Genomic DNA, 20,345 nt, shown 5'->3' on the forward strand with positions numbered 1-20,345 from the left:
CCGACGACACCGAACCCCGCCGTCTCCGACGCCCGCCCCGGCGGCGGCGCCTTCCGGCTCTCCCCGGCCCGTCCGCGGCGCCGTCCGGCGAGGGCGGTCACCCGGCGTTGCGGCTCCACAGGGGGCCGAAGCGGGCCCACTCGGTGTCCCACTGGGCCAGGCGGCGGCGTTCCAGTCCGGCGCGCGCGACGTGGCCGATGACGAGAGGGACGGAGGCGGCGCCCAGTCCCACCAGGCCGCCGGCCATGACGGCCCGCGCGCGCGCCTGGGCGGGCGTGGCCGGCTCCGTCACCAGCCGCCCCCGGGAGTCGATCCACACGGTGACGGGGGTGCCGGCGGCGCTGCCGGGCCGCACCCGCGCCCAGCCGGTGCGCTCGGTGCCGTCCGGGGCGGTCCAGCGCACCTTTCCCCACACGCGCAGTTTCGTGCCGGTGTCCTCGCCGGTTCCGGGGGACGTGCCGGGCGCCCGCTCGGTGACCCGCGCGACCGTGGCCGTCCGCGCGAGGGGTTCCTGGGCCGTGGCCTGCTCCGCGCCCAGGGCCGCCGTCCATCCGGCGAGCACCCCGGCGAGAACGCCTAGCACCCAGGTACCGAGCACGACCCAGGCCTCCACCGTGTCGGCGCGGCGTTTGAGCGGATTGCGGCGCCACCGCCACAGCCGCGCCTTCGGACCACGGAACGCCATCGACGGCATCCTCCTCACAAGCACACGGACCTGCCGGACCGCCCTCCCATACGGTGAAGGGCGCCCCGATGCTCACGCCGAGTTCCCCGCCCCGGCCCACCCATGGGTGCCGGGGCCCGGCCGCCCCGGCACCGTCGGTGGGCGCGACCGGGCTCCGTATCCCAGCCATGCCGCTGTGACCTGCGACGACGCCGATGCGGTGAGGACTGTCAGTGGTGGGGTGCAGACTGGCCGGTGTCCAGGACAAAGAGGTCCGGACGAAGACCTCGCGGAGGTGATCGGCATGACCGAGGTACTGCTCGCCGTGGGCACGCGAAAGGGCCTGTTCATCGGGCGGCGACGGGGCGGCGTCTGGGAGTTCGACGAGAGTCCCCACTTCAACGCCCAGGCTGTCTACTCCGTCGCCATCGACGTCCGCGGCCCCGTCCCGCGGCTGCTGGCCGGCGGGGACAGCGCCCACTGGGGCCCGTCGGTGTTCCACTCCGACGACCTCGGCCGCACCTGGACCGAACCGGCCCGCCCCGCCGTGCGGTTCCCCAAGGACACCGGCGCCTCCCTGGAGCGGGTGTGGCAACTGCATCCGGCCGCCGCCGAGCCCGACGTGGTCTACGCGGGCACGGAACCGGCGGCGCTGTACCGCTCCGAGGACCGCGGCGAGAGCTTCGAGCTGGTCCGCCCGCTGTGGGAGCACCCCACACGGTCGAAGTGGGTGCCGGGCGGCGGCGGTGAGGGCCTGCACACCGTGGTGACGGACCGGCGCGATCCGCGGGCGGTCACCGTCGCCGTGTCGACCGCCGGGGTGTTCCGCACGGCCGACGGCGGAGCGAGCTGGGCGCCGTCCAACTCCGGGGTCTCCGCCGTGTTCCTGCCGGATCCGAACCCGGAGTTCGGCCAGTGCGTGCACAAGGTCACGCAGGACGCGGAGAATCTCGACCGGCTGTACCTGCAGAACCACTGGGGGGTGTACCGCAGCGACGACAAGGGCGCGCACTGGACGGACATCGGCGAGGGCCTGCCGTCGACGTTCGGCTTCACCGCGGCCGCCCACCCGCACCGCGGCGGCACCGCGTACGTCTTCCCCATCAGCGCGGACGCGGACCGGGTGCCCGCCGGCCGCCGCTGCCGCGTGTTCCGCACCGCGGACGCGGGCCGGAGCTGGGAGCCGCTCGCGGCGGGCCTGCCCTCGGAGGACCATTACGGCACGGTGCTGCGCGACGCGCTGTGCACCGACGACGCGGACCCGGCCGGCGTCTACTTCGGCAATCGCAACGGCGAGGTGTACGCGTCGGCCAACGACGGCGACAGCTGGCGGCAACTGGCCTCGCACCTGCCCGACGTGCTCTGCGTGCGGGCGGCGGTCATCGGTTGAGTGATCCCCACCTCACCGTTGGGGGCTGCTGGGCCTGAGTGAGGGTGTGTTCGCGACGGAAGCAGTCGCCTTCATGGCGGCCTGCCGGCCCGGTCCGGTCGGGACGTTGCTGATCGCCGCGGCGGTGACAGCTGCAGCCGGAGGACTGGGCCACCTGCTCTCACGCGCCGCCATGACGGAGCGGCTCGGCGGCCTTACGCAGTCGCGGGGGTTGTCCGGTTGTTCGTCACAAAACGTCTTGGGCGTCCTCGTTCCTGCCCCCGCCAACAGCCCCTGAAAGGAGGAAACTTACGGCGTCACGCGGGGTTCGCCCACTCTTCGCGCAGCATTCCGAAGAGCACGCGGTCGTAGCGCTCCCCCTCCACCAGCACAGCCGACCGGCGGCGGCCTTCCTCACGGAAACCCAGCCTGGTGAAGGCACGCACGGCGCGCTCGTTGCCGCTCCAGGTGTCCAGCTCCAACCGGCTCAGGCAGTAGGCGCCGAACAGGTGGTCCACGAGCAGCCGCAACGCGTCACTGCCGTGGCCGCGGCCCCAGAACTCCCGCTCGCCGATGGTGACTCCCAGCGTGGCCACTCCGGCGTAGGGGTCGAGGTCCCGGTAGTCGGCCATGCCTATCACCTTCCCGCCCGCCAGGTCCTCGACCGTGAACACAGCCGACTCCCTCGGGCTCAGCCGCAGCATGGTGTCGAAGCCCAGCCCGATCGCTTCCGCTGTGACGGGACCGAAACACGGGTCACCACCCGCGGCCCAGCGCACCACCTCCGGGTCATTGCGCCACCGGAGATGGTGCTCGGCGTCTTCGGAGGCCAGCGCGCGCAGTCTTACCAGCTTTCCTTCGAACATCGGGCAACCCTAATCGATCACTCAGGAGACCGGCGGGTACTTCCTTGTCCAGCTTGACCAGGAACTTTTGACGTCCGTTGACTTCCGCAGCCCGGTGCCGCCGTGCGGAGCCAGTACGAAGGCCCGCCAGGCCGAGGAGGCGGCCGACTGCTGGTCCGCCCGGTGACACGAACGAAAGCCCCTAGGGAAGCCGCCAGTCCACCGGCTCGGCCCCCTGGCGCTGGAGGAGTTCGTTGGCCCGGCTGAACGGGCGTGAGCCGAAGAAGCCCCGGTCCGCGGACATGGGCGAGGGGTGCGCCGACTCGATCGCCGGATACTCGCCGAGCAGCGGACGCAGATTGCGCGCGTCCCGCCCCCACAGGATCGACACCAGCGGCCGCTCCCGCGCGACGAGAGCGCGGATGGCCTGCTCGGTCACCTCCTCCCAGCCCTTGCCCCGGTGCGCGCCCGGCTTGCGCGGGGCCGTGGTGAGCGCCCTGTTGAGCAGCAGTACGCCCTGCCGGGTCCACGGGGTCAGATCACCGTTGGAGGGCCTGGGCAGGCCGAGATCCGAGTTCAGTTCCCGGTAGATGTTCTCCAGGCTGCCCGGGAGCGACCGCACCTCCGGCGAGACCGCGAAGCTCAGGCCGATCGCCATTCCCGGCGTGGGATAGGGATCCTGACCCACGATCAGAATCCGTACGTCGTCGAAGGGTTGCTGGAACGCCCGCAGGACGTTCGCTCCCGCCGGGAGATACGTCCGGCCGGCCGCGACCTCGGCGCGCAGGAAGTCGCCCATGCCCGCGATACGTCCGGCCACCGGTTCCAGGGCCTTCGCCCAGCCGGCCTCTACTAGTTCATGCAACGGTCGTGGTGCCACGCCGTGTCACTCTAGCGGCCCACACCGACAACGCCTGCCCTCGGACCGTCCCCCGCGGGCCTCCGCGGGCGCTAGTGTTCCTCCTCGACCAAGGCCGTCGTGCCGGCCGGGCGGATCGCGCGGCCGGCCGCCAGGGGGAAGGAGCCCGGTGCCTCCAGCGCCCAAACCGCTCCCTCACTCGGCCGGATTCCTCGCCGTGGACTCGGGCGGCTCCGGACTCCGGGCCGTCGTCGGTGTGCCCGGGCGCGGACCGCTGGCCCGCGGGGAGTGCGGTGAGCCGGTGCGCACCGGCGCGCGGGGCATCGACCCCGGGCATCTCATGGAGCAACTGGTGCCCATGGCAAGGGCGTTGGTCACCGAGGCCGGCGTGGGGCGGCTGGAGACGGCCGTACTGGGGGCAGCCGGGCTCGCCACCCTGGGCGACGCGCTGCGCGCCGAACTGCCCGGAGCGCTGGCACGGCACCTCGGCGTACGCAGGGTCGCGCTGGTCGCCGACGCGGTCACCGCCTACACCGGCGCCCTGGGTCCCCGCCCCGGCGCGGTCGTCGCCGCCGGGACCGGTCTGATCGCGATCGGCACCGATCTCACGGGCTGGCGGCGGGCGGACGGCTGGGGGCATCTGCTCGGCGACTGCGGCAGCGGAGCGTGGATCGGACGCGCGGGCCTGGAGGCCGCGCTGCGCGCCCACGACGGGCGGGACGGCGGCTCGGCGCCACTGCTGGCCCGCGCCGAGGAGGCGTTCGGGCCGATGGCGGAACTGCCCGGCAGGCTCTACCCGCGCTCCGACCGGGCCGCCGTCCTGGCCTCCTTCGCGCCCGAGGTGGCGGCCTGCGCGGCCGACGACCCCGTCGCGGCCGGTGTGCTGCGCGCGGCGGCCCGGCACATGGCCGAGTCCGCCGCGGCCGTCTGCCCGCGCTCGGGAGAGCCGCTGCTCGCCCTGACCGGCGGCCTGTTCAAGCTGGGCGACGCGCTCCTCGTACCGCTGGAGAGGGAACTCTCCCAGCGGCTCCCGCACGCACGGCGGGTGCGCGCCGAGGGCGATCCGCTGCACGGCTGCGTGCGCATCGCGACCGACCTGGCCAGGGACGTCCTCGCCCTTCCGGCTGATGAGAAGTTGCTGTACACGCCTCCCCCACAAGGGGATTGATCCCCCACGTCCACATCTGCCGGACAAATGCCCCAATGGGCGGCGTGAGTTGCCGGACCCGGCCCGGGACAGCCGGACCACGCCACGCATCGGTACGTAACCCATCAGACAAAACCGGACGGATACCGCTCACCTGCACCCTCCCCGAACAGGGGAACCTCAGAAGTTAGTAACATGCGGCGCCATGAGCTCCCCCACTGGGCCCGCGCCCGGCCTACCAGTACGAATGCCGCGCCCCCGCCAGCCGGGACGGCACCGCCGCCCCGAGCCGCTGGCGGCGCCCGAGGGCGCACCCGCTCTCGTCCTCGCGGTGCCGGGGACCCCTGGCGACGCCACGCGGGGCCTCGCCGAGGAGGTCGTGAGCATCGCCCGTTCCGAGCTGCCCGGCCTCGACGCCCGGATCGGCTACCTCGACGGTGACGACGCCGACCACCCGACCGTGCAGTCCGTGCTCACCCGCGCGGCCGAGGAGCGGACCGCCCGTTACGAGCAGGCCGTCGCCGCCGGCGCGGACGTCAAGGAGCCCGACGGCCCCGTCGCGGTCGTGGTGCCGCTGCTGGCCGGTCCGGACAACGCGCTGCTGCGCCGGATCCGTCAGGCCGTCATGGACAGCCGGGTCGCCGCCGAGCTGACCGATGTGCTCGGCCCCCACCCGCTGCTCGCCGAGGCGCTGCACGTCCGGCTGTCGGAGGCGGGCCTGGCCCGCGCCGACCGCGCCCGCCTGTTCACCGTGGCGACCGCGGCGGACGGAATCATCCTGGCCTCGGTCGGCGGCGAAGAGGCCGTGCAGGCGGCCGGGATCACCGGCATGCTGCTCGCCGCCCGCCTCGCCGTGCCGGTGATGGCGGCCGCCCTCGACCAGGACGGCTCGATCGCCTCCGTCGCCGAGCAGCTGCGGACCGCGGGCTCCCAGCAGCTCGCCCTGGCGCCGTACCTGATCGGCCCGGAGATCGACGCCGAGCTGGTCCAGGCCGCGGCCGAGGAGGCGGGCTGTGCCGCCGCCGAGGCGCTCGGCCCGTACCCGGCGATCGGCAAGCTCGCCCTGGCCGCCTACACGACGGCCCTGGGCATCGCCCCGCAGCAGCCGCAGGGCGCACCGGCTCACTGACCCTCGCAGCCTTCACCCCGTACGACCTGGGGCCCGCTCCTCGCCATCCGAGGGGCGGGTCCTTCGCCGTGCCGACGCGCCGACCACGCCACCAGCCGGGCCGTCAGGGTCGTCCGTGTCATTCGGGTCGTCGGTGCCGCCCGTGTCGTTCGGGTTGCTCGTGTCGTGCCGGCGACCGTGCGGGCGTGCGTGCGTTCAGCCGAAGACCACGCAGGACGCCGCCGCCACCGCGACCTTCCCGGCCCTCGCGGGCAGCCCCGTCTCCTCGTCCACGGCGAACCAGGTCACGTCCCCGGAGCGCTCGTTGGCGACGTACAGGAAGCCGTCGGAGAAGGTCAGCGCCCGGGGCCAGTGGCCGCCGCACGGTACGCACCCGACCAGCCGCAGCCGCTCCCCGTCCGCCTCGACCGCGAACACGGACAGGACGTCCTCGCCGCGCGTCGCGGTCCACAGGAACCGGCCGTCCGGCGCCACCACGATGCCCGAGGGATAAGCGTCGTGGGCCGGGGCGTCCGGCAGGACCGGGTTCTCGGTCAGGGGCTTGAGCGAGCCCTCGGCGGGGCCCCAGCGGCAGACCGTGACGGTGGGTCTCAGTTCGTTGACGACATAGGCGTACCCGCCGTCCGGGTGGAACGCCATGTGACGGGGCCCGGAGCCTGGCCACAGCGCGATCTCCCGGTGCACGGCGAGCCGCCCGTCGGCCAGCGTGCACACCCGGACCGAGTCGGTGCCGAGGTCCACACTGACGGCCCACCGGCCGCTCGGGTCCGGCTGCACCTGGTGCGCGTGCGGACCGCGCTGGCGGCGCTCGTGCGGGCCCGAGCCGGTGTGCCGCAGCACGTCCGAGGCGGCCGGGGCGAGGCGCCCGTCGGCGCGGACGGGAACGGTGCTGACGCTGCCGGAACCGTAGTTGGCCGTCAGGACGTGCCCGTCGAGCAGGCTCAGGTGGGTGGGGCCGCTGCCTCCGACGCTCACCGGCGGTCCGGTCAGCTCGACCGTCTCGCCCTTCACGCGGTAGGCCGCCACGGCGCCCTCGGCCGTCTCACTCACCGCGTAGAGCGTGCCGCCGTCGCGGGACAGGGCCAGGTACGAGGGGTCGAGGACGCCGTCGAAGCTGCTGAGCACGGTCAGCGCCCCGCCGTCCTCGGACACCGCCGCGGTGACGACCCCTGGGCCTCCCGCCGCCGTGAACGACCCGATGAACGCCCGCCGCCTACCGCCGTGTGCCACCACTGGTCCCCTCTCGGTCGTCCCGTCCGAGCGACGGTAGCAGTCACCCCCGTTCGGTCTAGACCAAGTCGCGGTGTGGCCCGCCTCGTGCCGTTGGCGTCACGAGGCCGTCGGTGTCACGCACCCACCATCGGCGAGCCCGACGGCGCCCGCAGCGGCGTGGCCAGTTCCGCCAGGGCGTGTTCCAGGGCGTGGAGATGGGTGAGGGCGGCCTCCGCGGCCGTCGGCCGGGGATGGACGGGGGCGGCCTGCGGAACGGTGCGGGCGCCGTCGTCGACGAGGGCCTCCACCGCGCTCTCCACGCGGCGGCACGCGGCGGCGAGCCGCTCGTCGTGGGAGGCCTCAGGATCGGCGGCGACGGCGACGAGGCCGCGGATCTCGCGAGCGCAGTCGTCGAGCAGGGCGAGCACCTGCCGGGCGCGCCGCCTGCGGCCGCGCACCGGGTTCAGCGGGTGCACGAGCGGGGCGACGGAGAGCCGCACCCGGCCGAGCAGCTGCTCCAGTTCGGCGACGCGAGGGGCCGGGTCGGCGCCGACGATCCCTGAGAGCCGGGCCGCGGCCTCGGCCGTGCACGCGTGGACACAGCGCAGGGCCCGCTGGATCCAGGCGTCCGTGACGGCGTGGGTGGTGACGGGCAGCACGAAGAGCACGGCGAGCCAGGCGCCGAGCGCGCCGACGGCCGTCTCCCCGAGCCGCAGGGCGAGCAGCCCGGGCACGAGGACGCCGAGCAGGCCGTAGAGCGCAGTGGCGAGCACCGTGACCCAGAGCATCATCCAGGTGTAGGACACCGCGGCCGTGTAGAAGATGCCGAAGACGCAGACGGCGACCAGGACGGCGGTGGGGAGCGGGGCCCCGTGCAGCGGAACGACGACCGGGGCGGCCAGGCCGATGCCCAGCACCGTGCCGAGGACCCGGCGGAAGCCGCGGACCAGGGTCTCGCCGCGCGAGGCGGTGTTCACGAACACCCACCAGGTGGCACCGACGGCCCAGTACCAGCGGTCCCCGGACACCAGCTGGCCCACGACGAGCGCGAAGCAGGCGCCCGCGGTCGCCTGCACGGCCTGCCGCGTGGACACCCGGTCCAGTCCGCGGCCGCCCAGGCCGGCGGGAGCGGCCGCGGCGGGCAGCCGGCGCTCGTAGCACCACACGCCGAAGCGCACCACCGCCGCGGTGAGCACGGACAGCAGGACGGCGGCGGACACCTCGGCCAGTTGCCCGGTCCTGGTGTGCAGGAACTGCGCCACGAAGAAGGTCATGAACGCGAACACGCCGAGGCTATGGCCGCGCGGCCCCCAGCGGCGCGCGTACACGCCCGCGCCGACCACGGCGAGGAAGGCGAGGTCGCGTGCCGTCGGGTGGTCGTGGAGCGCGGCCGCGACGGCGAGCACGGGCAGGCCGGCGGCCGGCAGCAGCACGGTGGTGACGAGCTGTCCTCGCACCGTGGGGTCGGTGACGGTGAACAGGGCGAGCAGCGCGGCGAGTCCGCCGGTGACGGCGCCCGGCAGCGAGTGTCCGGCCAGCCCGCAGACGGCGACCGCCAGGCCGATGCCGAGGACGGCCCTGGCGGCGAAACGCAGCCGTGTCCGCCCCGGGTCCGGAGCCACGAACACCCTCTTCAGCACTGCTTACCGCCCCCTGTGGAAGACACCCGGAACGCCGGTGCGACACCGGCATGAGAAAGGCGCCGCGGGGATCCGCAGCGCCGTCGACATGTCCATGAGAGCATCCCCGGCACCCCTGGCTCAAACGAACCCGGCATCACTGAGCCATTGGCGCATTCGGGCACATGATCAACGCGCTGGCCGCGGGCCAATGGACCACGGAGACTGGTCCAGTCGGAGGGCGTTCCGGCGAGCCATTGGTACAATCGGCATCGATCAACGATCTGGGAGGAGACCCCCGTCGCCATGGCCGTGGACGAACTCGACACCCGCGTTCTGCGGCTGCTTCTGGAGCAGCCGCGCACCAGCGTGCGCGAGTGCGCCCGCATCCTCGGTGTCGCACGGGGCACCCTCCAGGCCCGCCTCGACCGCCTCGAACGGGACGGCGTGATCACCGGTACGGGTCCCGCCCTCTCCCCCGTCGCGCTCGGCCACCCGGTCCTGGCGTTCGTGCACATCGAGGTCACCCAGGGCCATCTGGACGATGTCGGGGAGGCGCTGGCCGCCGTACCGGAGATCGTCGAGGCGTTCTCCATCACTGGCGGAGGCGACCTGCTCACCCGTGTCGTGGCGCGCGACAACGCCCACCTGGAGGACGTCATCCAGAAGCTCATCAGCCTGCCGGGCGTGGTGCGCACCCGTACGGAGGTGGCGTTGCGCGAGCGGGTCCCGTTCCGGCTGCTGCCGCTGGTGGAGTCGATCGGCCGCGGCGTGCGGGCGTGATGCGGGGGCGGGACTCAGGGGGTGTGGCTGACCCCGTGGGGTGACTGACCAGGGAGGTTGTGGCACCGGGGGCGATGGCACGCGGGCCGGTGACGCAGGGGGCGGCTACGCTCCGCGGCCCGGCCTGCCGCGCCCGCCGCCCCTGCCCGAGCCACCCGAGCCACCGCGCCGGTTGCGGGCCGCGGGGCCGTCCGCACGGCCGGTCGTCCTGCCGGAGCGGCCCGCGGCCTGGCCCGTACGGCCGCCCGCCTTTCCGCCGGTCGTTCCCCCAGTCTTCCCGCCGGTCTTTCCGCCGGTCCTTCCGCTGGTGGCGGACTTGCGACGGGTGTCCGCCGCCTCCGCACGCCGGTCCTTGCGCCCCGGCTGCTCCTCGGACGGGGCCTGGCCACGGCCCCGGGTGCTGTTCACGGTCCGGCCGCGCACGATCCCGATGAAGTGCTCCACCAGGTCGGTGTGCGCCTCCTCCGGCCAGCACAGCGCGATGCCCGACTGCGGGGCGTCGGCGACCGGCCGGTAGGTGAGGTCCCTGCGGTGGTGGAGGCGGGCCAGCGACTGGGGGACGACGAGCACCCCCACTCCGGCCGCCACCAGTTCGACGGCGTCGGCCGTGGTGGCGGGACGCTCGAAGGCCTCCTCGCCGGGCGGCCGTTCCCAGCCGAGGACGTCGTCGAGCGGGTGGAGGACGACCTCGTCGGCCAGGTCCGCCACGGACACCTCGTCCACGGCCGTCACGAGATGGTCCTTGGGGACGATCACCACCGTGGTCTCGGTGTACAGGGGGATCGCGCTGAAGTACGTACGGTCCACCGGCAGGCGTACGAGCCCCGCGTCCGCCGCGCCGCCGCGCAGCACGTCGGCGACCTCGGCGGCCGGAACCTGGACGAGGGCGAGGGGGACGTCGGGCAGGCGCTCGTTCCAGATGCGCGCCCACTTGGCGGGCGTCGCCCCGGGGACGTACGCGAGCCGGAACGAGGCAGATGCATCCGAGCCGGTCACGCCGCCAGATTACCGGGCGTGGTCGGCCCTCCCGTCAGCGGTCGATAGTCTGGACACCATGAAGTCGCACCAGACCGCCCAGACGATGAAGCCCGCCACCGCGGCGAAGAAGCTGGGTGTGTACCTCCCCGCCACGCCCGCCGAGTTCCAGGAGGGCGTCGTCTCGCGTGCCGAGCTCATCGAGCTCCAGGCCGATCCGCCCGAGTGGCTGCGGGAGCTGCGACGCAACGGCCCCCATCCCCGCCCCGTGGTCGCGGCCAAGCTGGGTGTCTCCATCTCCGGTCTCGCGCGCGGCGGGGTCACCGAGGCGCTGACCACCGAGCAGATCGAGGCGCTGAAGCAGGGGCAGCCCGAGTGGCTGGAGAAGGAGCGCGCCACGCAGGCCGAGGTGCGCAAGGAGACGGCACGCCTGAAGCAGCGCGACGCGGAACGGGCCGAGCAGGACACAGAGTAACCTCCGGGCCGCTGACCTGCCGGCGGAGCCGGCGGCGGGAAAACACGTGGACAGCCTCCCGTCCCGCCCGGCAAAGTGACCGCCCGTGACGAGCAGCGAACTGTGGAGCCGCGAAACCGCCGAACGCTACGACGCCGGGGAGGCCGAGAGGTCCTCGGCCTCCTTCCTCGGACCGACTCTCGACTTCCTCTCCGAACTCGCCGGTGACGGGCGGGCGTTGGAGTTCGCCATCGGGACCGGACGCGTCGGCGTCCCGCTGCAGGAACGCGGAGTGCCCGTGGTGGGCATCGAACTGTCCGAGCACATGGCGGCGGTCCTGCGGCGCAAGATCGACGAGGACAGGCTCCCGGTCGCCCTCGGGGACATGGCCACGACCACCGTCCCCGGCGAGTTCACCCTGGTCTACCTCGTCTACAACACGATCACGAACCTGCTCACCCAGGACGAGCAGGTCGAGTGCTTCCGCAACGCCGCGCGCCATCTGGCGCCCGGCGGCCGGTTCGTCATCGAGCTGGGCGTGCCGCCGCTGCGGTTCCTGCCGCCGGGGCAGGTCGCGGTGCCGTTCGACGTCTCCGACCGGCATCTCGGCTTCGACACCTTCGACCTCGTCGAGCAGATCCTGGTCTCGCACCACTTCAGCCGTGACGGCGAGGACGACGGCCGCTACCGGCGCACCGCCTCCCGGCACCGGTACGCGTGGCCGGCGGAGCTCGACCTGATGGCGCGGATCGCGGGGCTCGAACTGGACCGGCGCGTCGGCGACTGGGACGGGACGCCGTTCACCGACGACTCCGCGAAGCACATCTCCGTCTGGCGCAAGCCGGCCTGAGCCGCCCCTCCGCTCCCGCCTCTTTCACTCCTCAAAGGCTGCCTGCGACGTGGAGAACGTCTCCGGCGTCCACGCCGCACGACGCGGAGCAACTCGACCGGCAGGCCGCGCGGGGGCGTCCCGGTCGGTGTCCACCAACCTCCGTCAGTCCGACTTCGGCGGCTTCTTCGCGTCGAAGGCGAAGAGAGTGTTCTTGGCCGCGGCCACGATCACCGCACGCCCCGCAACGGTCACGCGCGGGCTTGCGCCCTGCTCACCCGTCAGACCATCGGCCTGCGGGTCCGTTGTCCACAGGGGTTTGCCGTCGTACGGCGACAGCGCGACCACCCGGCCGGTGGCCGAGCTGAAATACAGCGCGTCGGCTCCCGCGACGGGACCCGACGCGCCCTCCACGCCAGTCTGCCGCGACCACTTCTTCCGGCCGGTCCCGGGATCGAGCGCTGTGATGAGACCGGTCTGCCCGCTGACGTAGACGGTGCCGTCCGCCATGCCGGGCGTCCCCACGTATGTCCTGGTCAGCCGGGAGTACGTGACCTTCGGCGAGACGGGGTCGACGCTCGCCACCCCCTCGTAGCCGGTCGGCGCTGTTCCCTCCTTGTGTACACGAAGGAGTACGAGCCTGCCGTCGGTGACGCCCACCGGCACGGCGGGGCCGTTGACCGCGATGGGCCTGCCCAGTGCCCCCGAGGCGCGGTCGACCGTGTACAGGGTGGGGTGGCGCACCTCTGCGGCATCCACCTCCGCATCCGTCGCGCACATCGCGACGAGCTGTGGGCCCACCGGGACGGGAGCGCATTGCGTACCCGCGGGGAACGACGTCGTCCAGGTGACCTCACCGCTGTGCGCGTCCCGGGCCTCGAAGGCGGAGTTGGAAGCGTCGACCGTCACCACGGTGGAGCCGACGACAACGGCGTCCTGAGTCCGACCCGTGACGGCCTGCGACTGGGCGCCGGACGGCACGGACCACAGCTCCCGGCCGTTGTCGGCGTCGATGGCCACCACCTCGCTGGGAGGGTCTTGCGGGGCGTCCTCGGCGGCGAAGCGGTAACCGAGCACCGTGTCGTCCGTGGCTCCCACGAGGTGCATGCCCTGGACGGGCACGCCCGGACTCTTCGCCGTCCACACCTGCGAGCCGTCCGAGGCCCTGATACGGGTCGCGACGACACCGCCGCCCCCGCAGAACTGCGCGTCGCCGCGTGCGACGCAACGCAGCTCGTCGGGGATGTCCTCGCGACCGCCCGGCACGGTCTTGCGCCACGGTTTGAAGCCGTCCGGAAGTGCGGCACCCGGCGCCGCAACGCTGTTGCCCTTGTCGCCGCCGTTGTTCCCCCCGAGGCCGCCCACCTTCAGTGCGGCGATTCCCCCGCCGATCGCTGCCACCGCGGCCGCGGCCGCGAGCACAGGACGCCATCGGCGAAGCAGACGGCGGCCGGTGGGAATGCCGGTGCTTCCCGTATCGGGGCCGGCCGGGGTGGTGGTCGGGGCAGTCGGCGCCGGTGTGGCCCGCGCCGCGAAGTGATGCTGGGTGATCACGTCGCGGGTGCGGTCGGCGCCAACCCCGTTCGCGGTGGTCCTACCGAGGTCGGCCGGCAGGTCCCGCAGCAGCATGAGGAGTTCATCCGCCGAGGGGCGCCCTTCGGGCTCCTTGTCCAGGCACAACTCGGCGACCGCGCGCAAAGCCGCCGGCACGGCACCCAGCGACGGCTCCTCGTGCACCACCTGATACGCCGTCATGTACGGGCTGTCCGCGTCGAAGGGCCCGCGGCCCGTCGCCGAGTACACCAGCAGCGTGCCCAGCGAGAAGACATCGGATGGCGGCCCCACGCCACGCGGCGCCTGCAGTTGCTCCGGCGACATGAAGGGTGGCGTACCGATGACCCGCCCCGTCATCGTCAGCGTCTGCTGGTCCACGGCACGCGAAATGCCGAAGTCGATGACGCGCGGGCCTTCGGGCGAGAGCACGACGTTCGAGGGCTTCAGGTCACGGTGGACGACCCCCACCCGGTGGATGTCGCGCAGCGCCTCCGCCAGCCCGATGGCGAGCCTCCTCAGCTGCGCTCCGCTCAGCGGGCCCGTCGTGGCGATGTGCTGGGCGAGCGTGGGCCCCTCGATATAGGTCGTCGCCATCCACGGCTGCTCGGCCTCGGGGTCGGCGTCGACCACGGCGGCGGTGAACGCGCCGCTCACCCGCCTCGCCGCGGCCACCTCCTGCCGGAAACGGATGCGGAACTCGTCGTCCTCCGCGAACTGCTGGTGGATCAGTTTGATCGCTACAGGTCGCCCGGAACTCGTGCGGGCCAGAAAGACCGTGCCCATGCCGCCCGAGCCGAGCCGCGCCTCAAGCGGATAGCCGCCGATCTCGGCTGGATCACCTGCGCGCAGCGACACTCTTCCCGACCTTCCGTCCCCCGTGCACCTGTGCCACCACGGGCCTGCGTACCTGTCCTGCACACAAAGTAGCCGCAGGGCAGTACGGCAGGGCGAAGCGGGTGACGAACAGGGAGCCCGGCACTGCTGATGATCTCGCTCAGCCCAGGAAGCTCAGCCGCACCTGGCGGTTGGGATTGTCCCTGTTCGTGTCCACCAGGCACACCGACTGCCATGTGCCCAGTTCCAGGCGGCCGCCGAGGACCGGGACGGTCGCGTGCGGCGGCACGATGGCCGGCAGGACGTGGTCGCGGCCGTGGCCGGGGCTGCCGTGGCGGTGCTGCCAGCGGTCGTCGGCGGGCAGCAGGGTGTGCAGGGCGGCGAGGAGGTCGTCGTCGCTGCCCGAGCCGGTCTCGATGATCGCGATGCCGGCGGTGGCGTGCGGCACGAACAGGTTCAGCAGGCCGTCCCGGCCGGCCGCGGTCTCCTGGAGGAAGGCCTCGCAGTCTCGGGTGAGGTCGACGACCGTCTCCCGGGAACCGGAGGCCACGTTCAGCACTCGGGTGGTGAAGGCAGGTGACATGTCCTCCATCCTCCTCGATCCCCGGGGAAGATCGGCGCATCCGGCGCGGTTGGGAGGAACGTGAACACCCTTCGTGAGGTCGACGTGGTCGTCGTGGGCGCCGGTCAGGCAGGTCTGTCCAGCGCCTATCACCTGCGGCGCACCGGCTTCGAGCCGGACCGCGACTTCGTCGTGCTCGACCGCCCCGCGGGTCCGGGCGGTGCCTGGCAGTTCCGGTGGCCGTCGCTGACGTACGGCAAGGTGCACGGAATGCACTCCCTGCCGGGGATGGAGCTGACCGGCGCCGATCCCGCGCGACCGTCGTCGCAGGTCGTCACCGCGTACTTCGCCGACTACGAACGAGCCTTCGACCTGCGGGTGAGGCGGCCCGTGGAGGTCACCGCGGTCAGGGAGGGACCCGGCGGGCGGCTGCTCGTCGAGACCTCCGACGGCGCCTGGGCGACGCGGGCGCTGATCAACGCGACCGGTACCTGGGACCAGCCGTTCTGGCCGCGGTACCCGGGTCAGGAGACCTTCCGCGGGCGGCAGTTGCACACCGCGCAGTACGCCGGTCCCCGGGAGTTCACCGGGCAGCGCGTGGTCGTGGTGGGCGGCGGCGCCTCCGGCACCCAGCACCTGCTGGAGATCGCCCCGTACGCGGCCGCCACGACCTGGGTGACCCGCCGGCCGCCGGTCTTCCGCGACGGCCCGTTCGACGAGGACGCGGGGCGTGCGGCGGTGGCCCTGGTCGAGGAGCGGGTGCGGCAGGGGCTGCCGCCTAGGAGTGTCGTCTCGGTGACGGGACTTCCGCTGAACGACGCCGTCCGGCAGGGGCTGCAGGACGCCGTCCTGGACCGGCGGCCGATGTTCGACCGGATCACCCCCGACGGGGTGTGGTGGGCGGACGGGCGGCAGGTGACAGCCGACGTCATCCTCTGGGCGACCGGGTTCCGGGCCTCGCTGCGCCATCTGACGCCGCTCGGGCTGCGCGAACCGGGTGGCGGCATCCGGGTCGACGGCACCCGGGCGGTCGCCGATCCCCGGATCCACCTGGTCGGCTACGGTCCTTCGGCCAGCACGATCGGCGCCAACCGGGCCGGCCGCGCCGCCGTCCGCGGCATCAGGCGCCTGCTGGAGGAGGAGCCGGCCGCCGCGGCGTGACCAGTGCCAGCCCCAGCGGCCGGCCGGGCACGGCTCACTTCGCGGACTGCGGAGCGCTGCTTCTCAGGCGGGCGTTGAACTCCGCCACATTGCGCTGGTGCTCGGAGTAGTCGGCGGTGAAGCGCGTGTCGCCCGGCTTGACGGTGACGAAGTACAGCCAGTCGCCCTGGGCGGGGTTGGCCACGGCGCGCATGGCCTCCTCGCCCGGATTGTCGATGGGCGTCGGCGGCAGCCCCATGCGCTGGTAGGAGTTGTAGGGGCTGTCCAGCCGGGTGTCCTCCGTGGTCATCCGGACCGTGCTGCGGTTGAGGGCGTAGTTGAGGGTGGAGTCCATCTGCAGCGGCATGCCGCGCTCCAGCCGGTTGAAGACGACGCGGGCCACCTTGCTCATGTCGGCCTTCGAGGCGGCCTCGGCCTGGACGATGCTCGCGATGGTGATCGCCTGGTACAGGTTCATGGAGTTGCGCTGAGGCCCGGCGGCGACCGGGGCCGCGTTGAACCTCTTGTTCGCGGTGTCGACCATGTAGGACAGCAGGGACTGCGGGGTGCTCTTCTCGTCAAGGGGATACGTCGCCGGGAAGAGGTAGCCCTCCGGGTTGCCCTCGGCGGAGCTCGGCAGGTCCAGGTGTGCGCCGGGGATCGACTTCTTCGTGGTGCCGGGGGCCAGGGCGAGGGCCTTGTCGATGGCGGCGTAGACCTGGCCGGACCGCCAGCCCTCGGGAATCACCAGCGTGCGGGGGCGTGCCGGGGTGTCGTCGTGGTGGAGCGTCAGCAGCGGCACCGCCACGGCGGTGCCGGCCAGGGCGGCCCCGGTCAGGACCAGGACCAGACGTCCCCGGCGTGTCAGTCGGGTCGTTCTCCGTGACGTGTTCCTCTGCATGCGGGCACGGTAACCCCCAAAGGGTCGCAAACCCGGCATATCGTCAGCTTGTCGGCTCCAGTTGCGTTGCCGGTTCCAGTTGTGCGTCCCGGCGGACCAGGGCGGCGTAGCGTCCGTCGAGCTCCAGCAGCTCCTGGTGCGTGCCGCGTTCAACGGGCCGCCCGGAGTCGAGGACCACGATCTGGTCGGCGCCGCGGACGGTCGACAGACGGTGCGCGATGGTCAGGGTCGTCCGGTTGGCGGACAGGGCGTCGATGGCCTCCTGCACGGCGGCCTCCGTACGGGTGTCCAGGGCACTGGTGGCCTCGTCGAGGATGAGGACGGGCGGGTCGCGCAGGATGGTCCGGGCGATGGCCAGGCGTTGCTTCTCACCGCCGGAGAAGCGGTGGCCGCGCTCGCCGACGACCGTGTCGTAGCCGTCGGGCAGGGCCGCGATGTGGTCGTGGATCTGCGCCGCCCGCGCCGCCGCACGCAGTTCCTCGTCGGTGGCGTCCGGCTTGGCGAAGCGCAGGTTCTCGGCGACCGAGGCGTGGAAGAGGTACGTCTCCTGGGAGACGACTCCGACCGCGCGGGCGAGGGTGTCGAAGTCGAGGTCGCGCACGTCGACGCCGTCGATGGTGACGCGGCCGCCCGTGACGTCGTACAGCCGGGGCACCAGGTAGCCGAGAGTGGACTTGCCGGCGCCGGTCGGTCCGACGATCGCGAGGCTGCTGCCCGCGGGCACGGTGACGTCGATGCCCTCCAGGATCGGGCCGCTCTTGTCGTCGTAGCGGAAGTCGACGTCCTCGAAGCGGACCTCGCCCTTCACCTGGCCGAGATGGACCGGCCGCTCGCGCTCGGTGATGTCGATCGGCAGGTCCAGGTACTCGAAGATGCGCTGGAACAGCGCGAGCGAGGTCTGGATCTGCACACCGGTGGACAGCAGGCTGACGGTCGGCCGGAACAGGCCCTGCTGGAGGGAGACGAAGGCGACGATCGTGCCGATGGACACCTGCGGTCCGCCGAACTGGAGGGCGACACCCGCGGTCCAGTAGATGACGGCGGGCAGGGCGGCCATGACGATCGTGATGACGGCCATACGCCAGCGCCCGGCCATGTTCGACCTCACCTCCAGGTCGACCAGGCCTTCCGACTCCGCGGCGAAGGACTCGGTCAGCGAGGCCGAGCGGCCCATCGTGCGGCCGAGCAGGATGCCGCTGACGGAGAGGGATTCGGTGACCGTGGCGGCGATCGCGGCCATCTGCTTCTGCCGCTGAGTGGTGATCTTCTTGCGTTCGTTGCCGACGCGGCGGCTGATCCACACGAACACCGGGAGCAGCAGGAGTGAGACGACCGTGAGCCGCCAGTCGAGGGCGACCATCGCGACGATCGTGGCGACCACGCTGGTGACATTGGAGACCAGCGAGGTGGCGGTGGAGGTGACGGTGGCCTGCATGCCGCCGATGTCGTTGGCGATGCGGGACTGCACCTCGCCGGTGCGGGTCCGGGTGAAGAAGGCCAGGGACATGCGCTGGAGCCGGCCGTAGACGGCGGTGCGCAGATCGTGCATGACGCGCTGGCCGACGGTCGTGGAGATCAACGTCTGCAGCACGCCGAAGACGCTCGTGAGGACGGCGCTGAGGATCATGCCGAGCGCGAGCAGGCTCAGCAGGCCGGTGCGGCCCTGCGGGATCGCGACGTCGAGGATCTCCTTCAGCAGGAAGGGCGTGGCGACGGAGACCAGCGAGGCGGCTCCCACCAGCAGGCCCACGATCGCCAGACGGCCCCGGTAGGGGCGGAAGAGGCGCAGGATCCTGCGGACCTGCCGCGGCTGCTCCCCGGCGTCGGCGGGTGGGGTCCAGAGGGGTTGATGGTCGGGGTGCATGGGCTCCTACGGGGGTGAGTATGTGCCGGACCGCTGGTGCGACCGGCGGCGGACACACGATCCTAGCTCACTGTTACCTATACTCACAATGAACAAGGTCCTGATATTGTTCCCGCATGACCTCCCCCGACGCCGACGGCCTCCTCGCCGACCAACTGCTGCGGCTCACCCGCCGGCTGCACCGCATCCAGAAGCGGCATCTCGAGCAGCGCGCCCTGGGCATCACGCCGGCCCAGTCGCGGCTGCTGCGTACCCTGGCGCACTTCGGCGAGCCGCCCCGTATGGCGGATCTCGCCAAGTCGCTGGAGGTCGTACCCCGCGCGGTGACCACACTGGTGGACGGCCTCGAAGCGAACGGCAAGGTGCGCCGGGCCCCCGATCCGGCCAATCGCCGGGTCATCCGCATCGAGCTCACCGACGACGGGCGCACGGCCCTGCGAGAGCTGCACCGCGCCCGCCGGGCCGCCGCGGAGGAGATCCTGGCGCCCCTGACGGGCGAGCAGCGCGAGACGCTCGGTGGACTGCTGGATACGCTGGTGGGCACGGTGCCCGCCCAGGGGCGCGGCTGCTGAACCGTACCTTCGGCACGTCAGCGCCGGCCCGCGAGCGTTGCGCCAACGCCGGGGCGAGCACGGCGCGTTGACACCGGTCCGAGCACAATGAGTTGACGCGGGAGCGAGTGCGGGACGACTTGCGCGCGGCGCGGGCTGGAGCACACGCGCCCCTTCGCCGACCGCCCGGCCGATGCGGCGGCTAGCGCTGTGGCCGGGAAGGTTTGCCGGAAGGCTCGCGGCGTCCGGTGCCGGGGGCACCTCCCACGCCCTTCGGGCAGTGGGGGAGCATCGCAAGGCGGAGCATCGCCCGCGTACTGGATGTACTCGGGTGATGCGACAACGCGGCTGGGGGTCCCCCCTGCTCGAAGAGCTTGGGCGAGCCGTGCCGGGCGTCGCGAGCCGGTGAACCTTTCCGGTCGCAGCACTAGAGCCGCAGATTGGCCTTGTCCCCCATGACGATGACGGGCTTGTCCTTCGGATCGAGCCTGCGGAGCAGGTACTCCATCGCGGACTCCGGAACACTCACGCAGCCCAGCGTGCCGTCACCGTGGTCCAGGTGCAGCCATATGCCGCCACCCTTGCTCTGGCCCAGCGGACGGGTCGGGTCGTCCGGGCGGGTGCCACGCAGACGGTTGTAGTCGATGGCGATGACGTAGTCGAAGTCATGCCAGTGCGCTTCCTCCCAGTAGAAGGGGGAGATGAAGGCATCCTCGTCCTGCGTGTACGGAAGCCGGGTGCCCGGGTCGTCGAGGACACCTCCGGCGTCGGACAGGGTGAACACTCCGACCGGGCTGCGCTCGTCGTTCTCCCGGTGCTCGATCGCCCACCCGCGCTTGCCGTTGTGGGCCGGCCAGCTCATCTGCGGCTCCCACTTGGCGCCATGTTTCTCGTAGAGCGCGAGCGTGGAGTCGGGGGAGGTCTTGTCGTCGCCGAAGACCGCCACTATCTGCCGTGTGCCGACGGGTATCCGCTGCCACATGCGGTCCCCGATCCCCGGAACCCGGGACTGCACCACGGGCGGGCTGGGCCGGGCGGTCCCCGTCGGGCCGCC

At 72.6% G+C, this 20,345-nt stretch carries 19 protein-coding genes; 8 read left to right on the forward strand and 11 right to left on the reverse strand.

From position 1 onward, the window contains the following. Positions 1–97: 97 nt before the first annotated feature. Positions 98–685: a hypothetical protein gene (locus tag ACIOWN_RS07735; protein ID WP_362349828.1), complete on the reverse strand. Its 588-nt coding sequence runs from the start codon at positions 683–685 to the stop codon at positions 98–100. 283 nt (positions 686–968) lie between these two features. On the opposite strand from ACIOWN_RS07735, the gene ACIOWN_RS07740 reads away from it, so the two are divergent. Beyond that, complete coding sequence (locus tag ACIOWN_RS07740; protein ID WP_362349830.1) at positions 969–2,054, forward strand: exo-alpha-sialidase; 1,086 nt, start codon at positions 969–971, stop codon at positions 2,052–2,054. Positions 2,055–2,350: 296 nt separating this feature from the next. On the opposite strand, the gene ACIOWN_RS07745 is transcribed toward ACIOWN_RS07740, so the two are convergent. Together ACIOWN_RS07745 and ACIOWN_RS07750 are read right to left on the reverse strand one after the other, a co-directional pair. Continuing rightward, on the reverse strand, positions 2,351–2,899 hold the full coding sequence (locus ACIOWN_RS07745; RefSeq protein ID WP_362349832.1) for a GNAT family protein: 549 nt from the start codon (positions 2,897–2,899) through the stop codon (positions 2,351–2,353). A 181-nt stretch (positions 2,900–3,080) separates the two neighbouring features. Continuing rightward, on the reverse strand, positions 3,081–3,758 hold the full coding sequence (locus ACIOWN_RS07750) for a uracil-DNA glycosylase (protein WP_401981056.1): 678 nt from the start codon (positions 3,756–3,758) through the stop codon (positions 3,081–3,083). A gap of 148 nt (positions 3,759–3,906) precedes the next feature. Here ACIOWN_RS07750 and ACIOWN_RS07755 point away from each other — a divergent pair, with 148 nt between their 5' ends. Next, on the forward strand, positions 3,907–4,905 hold the full coding sequence (locus ACIOWN_RS07755) for a BadF/BadG/BcrA/BcrD ATPase family protein (protein WP_362349836.1): 999 nt from the start codon (positions 3,907–3,909) through the stop codon (positions 4,903–4,905). A gap of 184 nt (positions 4,906–5,089) precedes the next feature. Continuing rightward, on the forward strand, positions 5,090–6,013 hold the full coding sequence (locus ACIOWN_RS07760; RefSeq protein ID WP_362349838.1) for a hypothetical protein: 924 nt from the start codon (positions 5,090–5,092) through the stop codon (positions 6,011–6,013). A gap of 195 nt (positions 6,014–6,208) precedes the next feature. Here ACIOWN_RS07760 and ACIOWN_RS07765 read toward each other — a convergent pair whose 3' ends face one another. Beyond that, a complete protein-coding gene (locus tag ACIOWN_RS07765) occupies positions 6,209–7,243 on the reverse strand; it encodes a lactonase family protein (protein ID WP_362349840.1) in 1,035 nt (344 codons plus the stop codon). 116 nt (positions 7,244–7,359) lie between these two features. After that, the gene (locus tag ACIOWN_RS07770; RefSeq protein WP_362349842.1) at positions 7,360–8,865 is read right to left on the reverse strand and encodes an FUSC family protein; all 1,506 of its coding nucleotides are present in this window, start codon (positions 8,863–8,865) and stop codon (positions 7,360–7,362) included. A 285-nt stretch (positions 8,866–9,150) separates the two neighbouring features. On the opposite strand from ACIOWN_RS07770, the gene ACIOWN_RS07775 reads away from it, so the two are divergent. Beyond that, positions 9,151–9,627: an Lrp/AsnC family transcriptional regulator gene (locus tag ACIOWN_RS07775; RefSeq protein ID WP_362349843.1), complete on the forward strand. Its 477-nt coding sequence runs from the start codon at positions 9,151–9,153 to the stop codon at positions 9,625–9,627. Between the two features lie 105 nt (positions 9,628–9,732). On the opposite strand, the gene ACIOWN_RS07780 is transcribed toward ACIOWN_RS07775, so the two are convergent. Next, positions 9,733–10,623, reverse strand: a complete 891-nt coding sequence (locus ACIOWN_RS07780) for a LysR substrate-binding domain-containing protein (RefSeq protein ID WP_362349845.1) — start codon at positions 10,621–10,623, stop codon at positions 9,733–9,735. Between the two features lie 58 nt (positions 10,624–10,681). On the opposite strand from ACIOWN_RS07780, the gene ACIOWN_RS07785 reads away from it, so the two are divergent. Together ACIOWN_RS07785 and ACIOWN_RS07790 are read left to right on the forward strand one after the other, a co-directional pair. Continuing rightward, positions 10,682–11,077, forward strand: a complete 396-nt coding sequence (locus ACIOWN_RS07785; RefSeq protein WP_362349847.1) for a DUF5997 family protein — start codon at positions 10,682–10,684, stop codon at positions 11,075–11,077. An 85-nt stretch (positions 11,078–11,162) separates the two neighbouring features. Continuing rightward, positions 11,163–11,906 carry a class I SAM-dependent methyltransferase gene (locus tag ACIOWN_RS07790; protein WP_362349849.1) on the forward strand — a complete coding sequence of 248 codons (744 nt, stop codon included), beginning with the start codon at positions 11,163–11,165 and terminating at the stop codon, positions 11,904–11,906. A 144-nt stretch (positions 11,907–12,050) separates the two neighbouring features. On the opposite strand, the gene ACIOWN_RS07795 is transcribed toward ACIOWN_RS07790, so the two are convergent. Both ACIOWN_RS07795 and ACIOWN_RS07800 read right to left on the reverse strand, forming a co-directional pair. Further along, on the reverse strand, positions 12,051–14,294 hold the full coding sequence (locus tag ACIOWN_RS07795; protein WP_362349850.1) for a protein kinase domain-containing protein: 2,244 nt from the start codon (positions 14,292–14,294) through the stop codon (positions 12,051–12,053). A gap of 139 nt (positions 14,295–14,433) precedes the next feature. Next, on the reverse strand, positions 14,434–14,856 hold the full coding sequence (locus ACIOWN_RS07800) for a secondary thiamine-phosphate synthase enzyme YjbQ (RefSeq protein WP_362349852.1): 423 nt from the start codon (positions 14,854–14,856) through the stop codon (positions 14,434–14,436). Positions 14,857–14,916: 60 nt separating this feature from the next. Here ACIOWN_RS07800 and ACIOWN_RS07805 point away from each other — a divergent pair, with 60 nt between their 5' ends. Then, positions 14,917–15,996 carry an NAD(P)-binding domain-containing protein gene (locus tag ACIOWN_RS07805; protein WP_401981063.1) on the forward strand — a complete coding sequence of 360 codons (1,080 nt, stop codon included), beginning with the start codon at positions 14,917–14,919 and terminating at the stop codon, positions 15,994–15,996. Between the two features lie 34 nt (positions 15,997–16,030). On the opposite strand, the gene mltG is transcribed toward ACIOWN_RS07805, so the two are convergent. Both mltG and ACIOWN_RS07815 read right to left on the reverse strand, forming a co-directional pair. Next, complete coding sequence (gene mltG, locus ACIOWN_RS07810) at positions 16,031–16,876, reverse strand: endolytic transglycosylase MltG (RefSeq protein WP_362349856.1); 846 nt, start codon at positions 16,874–16,876, stop codon at positions 16,031–16,033. 43 nt (positions 16,877–16,919) lie between these two features. Beyond that, positions 16,920–18,740 (reverse strand): ABC transporter ATP-binding protein, encoded by a 1,821-nt coding sequence (locus tag ACIOWN_RS07815; protein WP_362349858.1) that lies wholly within the window; start codon positions 18,738–18,740, stop codon positions 16,920–16,922. A gap of 116 nt (positions 18,741–18,856) precedes the next feature. Here ACIOWN_RS07815 and ACIOWN_RS07820 point away from each other — a divergent pair, with 116 nt between their 5' ends. Continuing rightward, the gene (locus ACIOWN_RS07820; protein WP_362349860.1) at positions 18,857–19,312 is read left to right on the forward strand and encodes a MarR family transcriptional regulator; all 456 of its coding nucleotides are present in this window, start codon (positions 18,857–18,859) and stop codon (positions 19,310–19,312) included. A gap of 406 nt (positions 19,313–19,718) precedes the next feature. Here the strand turns inward: ACIOWN_RS07820 and ACIOWN_RS07825 are convergent, their stop codons facing one another. After that, positions 19,719–20,273 (reverse strand): L,D-transpeptidase family protein, encoded by a 555-nt coding sequence (locus ACIOWN_RS07825; protein ID WP_362349862.1) that lies wholly within the window; start codon positions 20,271–20,273, stop codon positions 19,719–19,721. Between the last annotated feature and the right edge of the window lie 72 nt (positions 20,274–20,345).

This window comes from Streptomyces sp. NPDC087787, assembly GCF_044743035.1.
GTDB lineage: Bacteria > Actinomycetota > Actinomycetes > Streptomycetales > Streptomycetaceae > Streptomyces.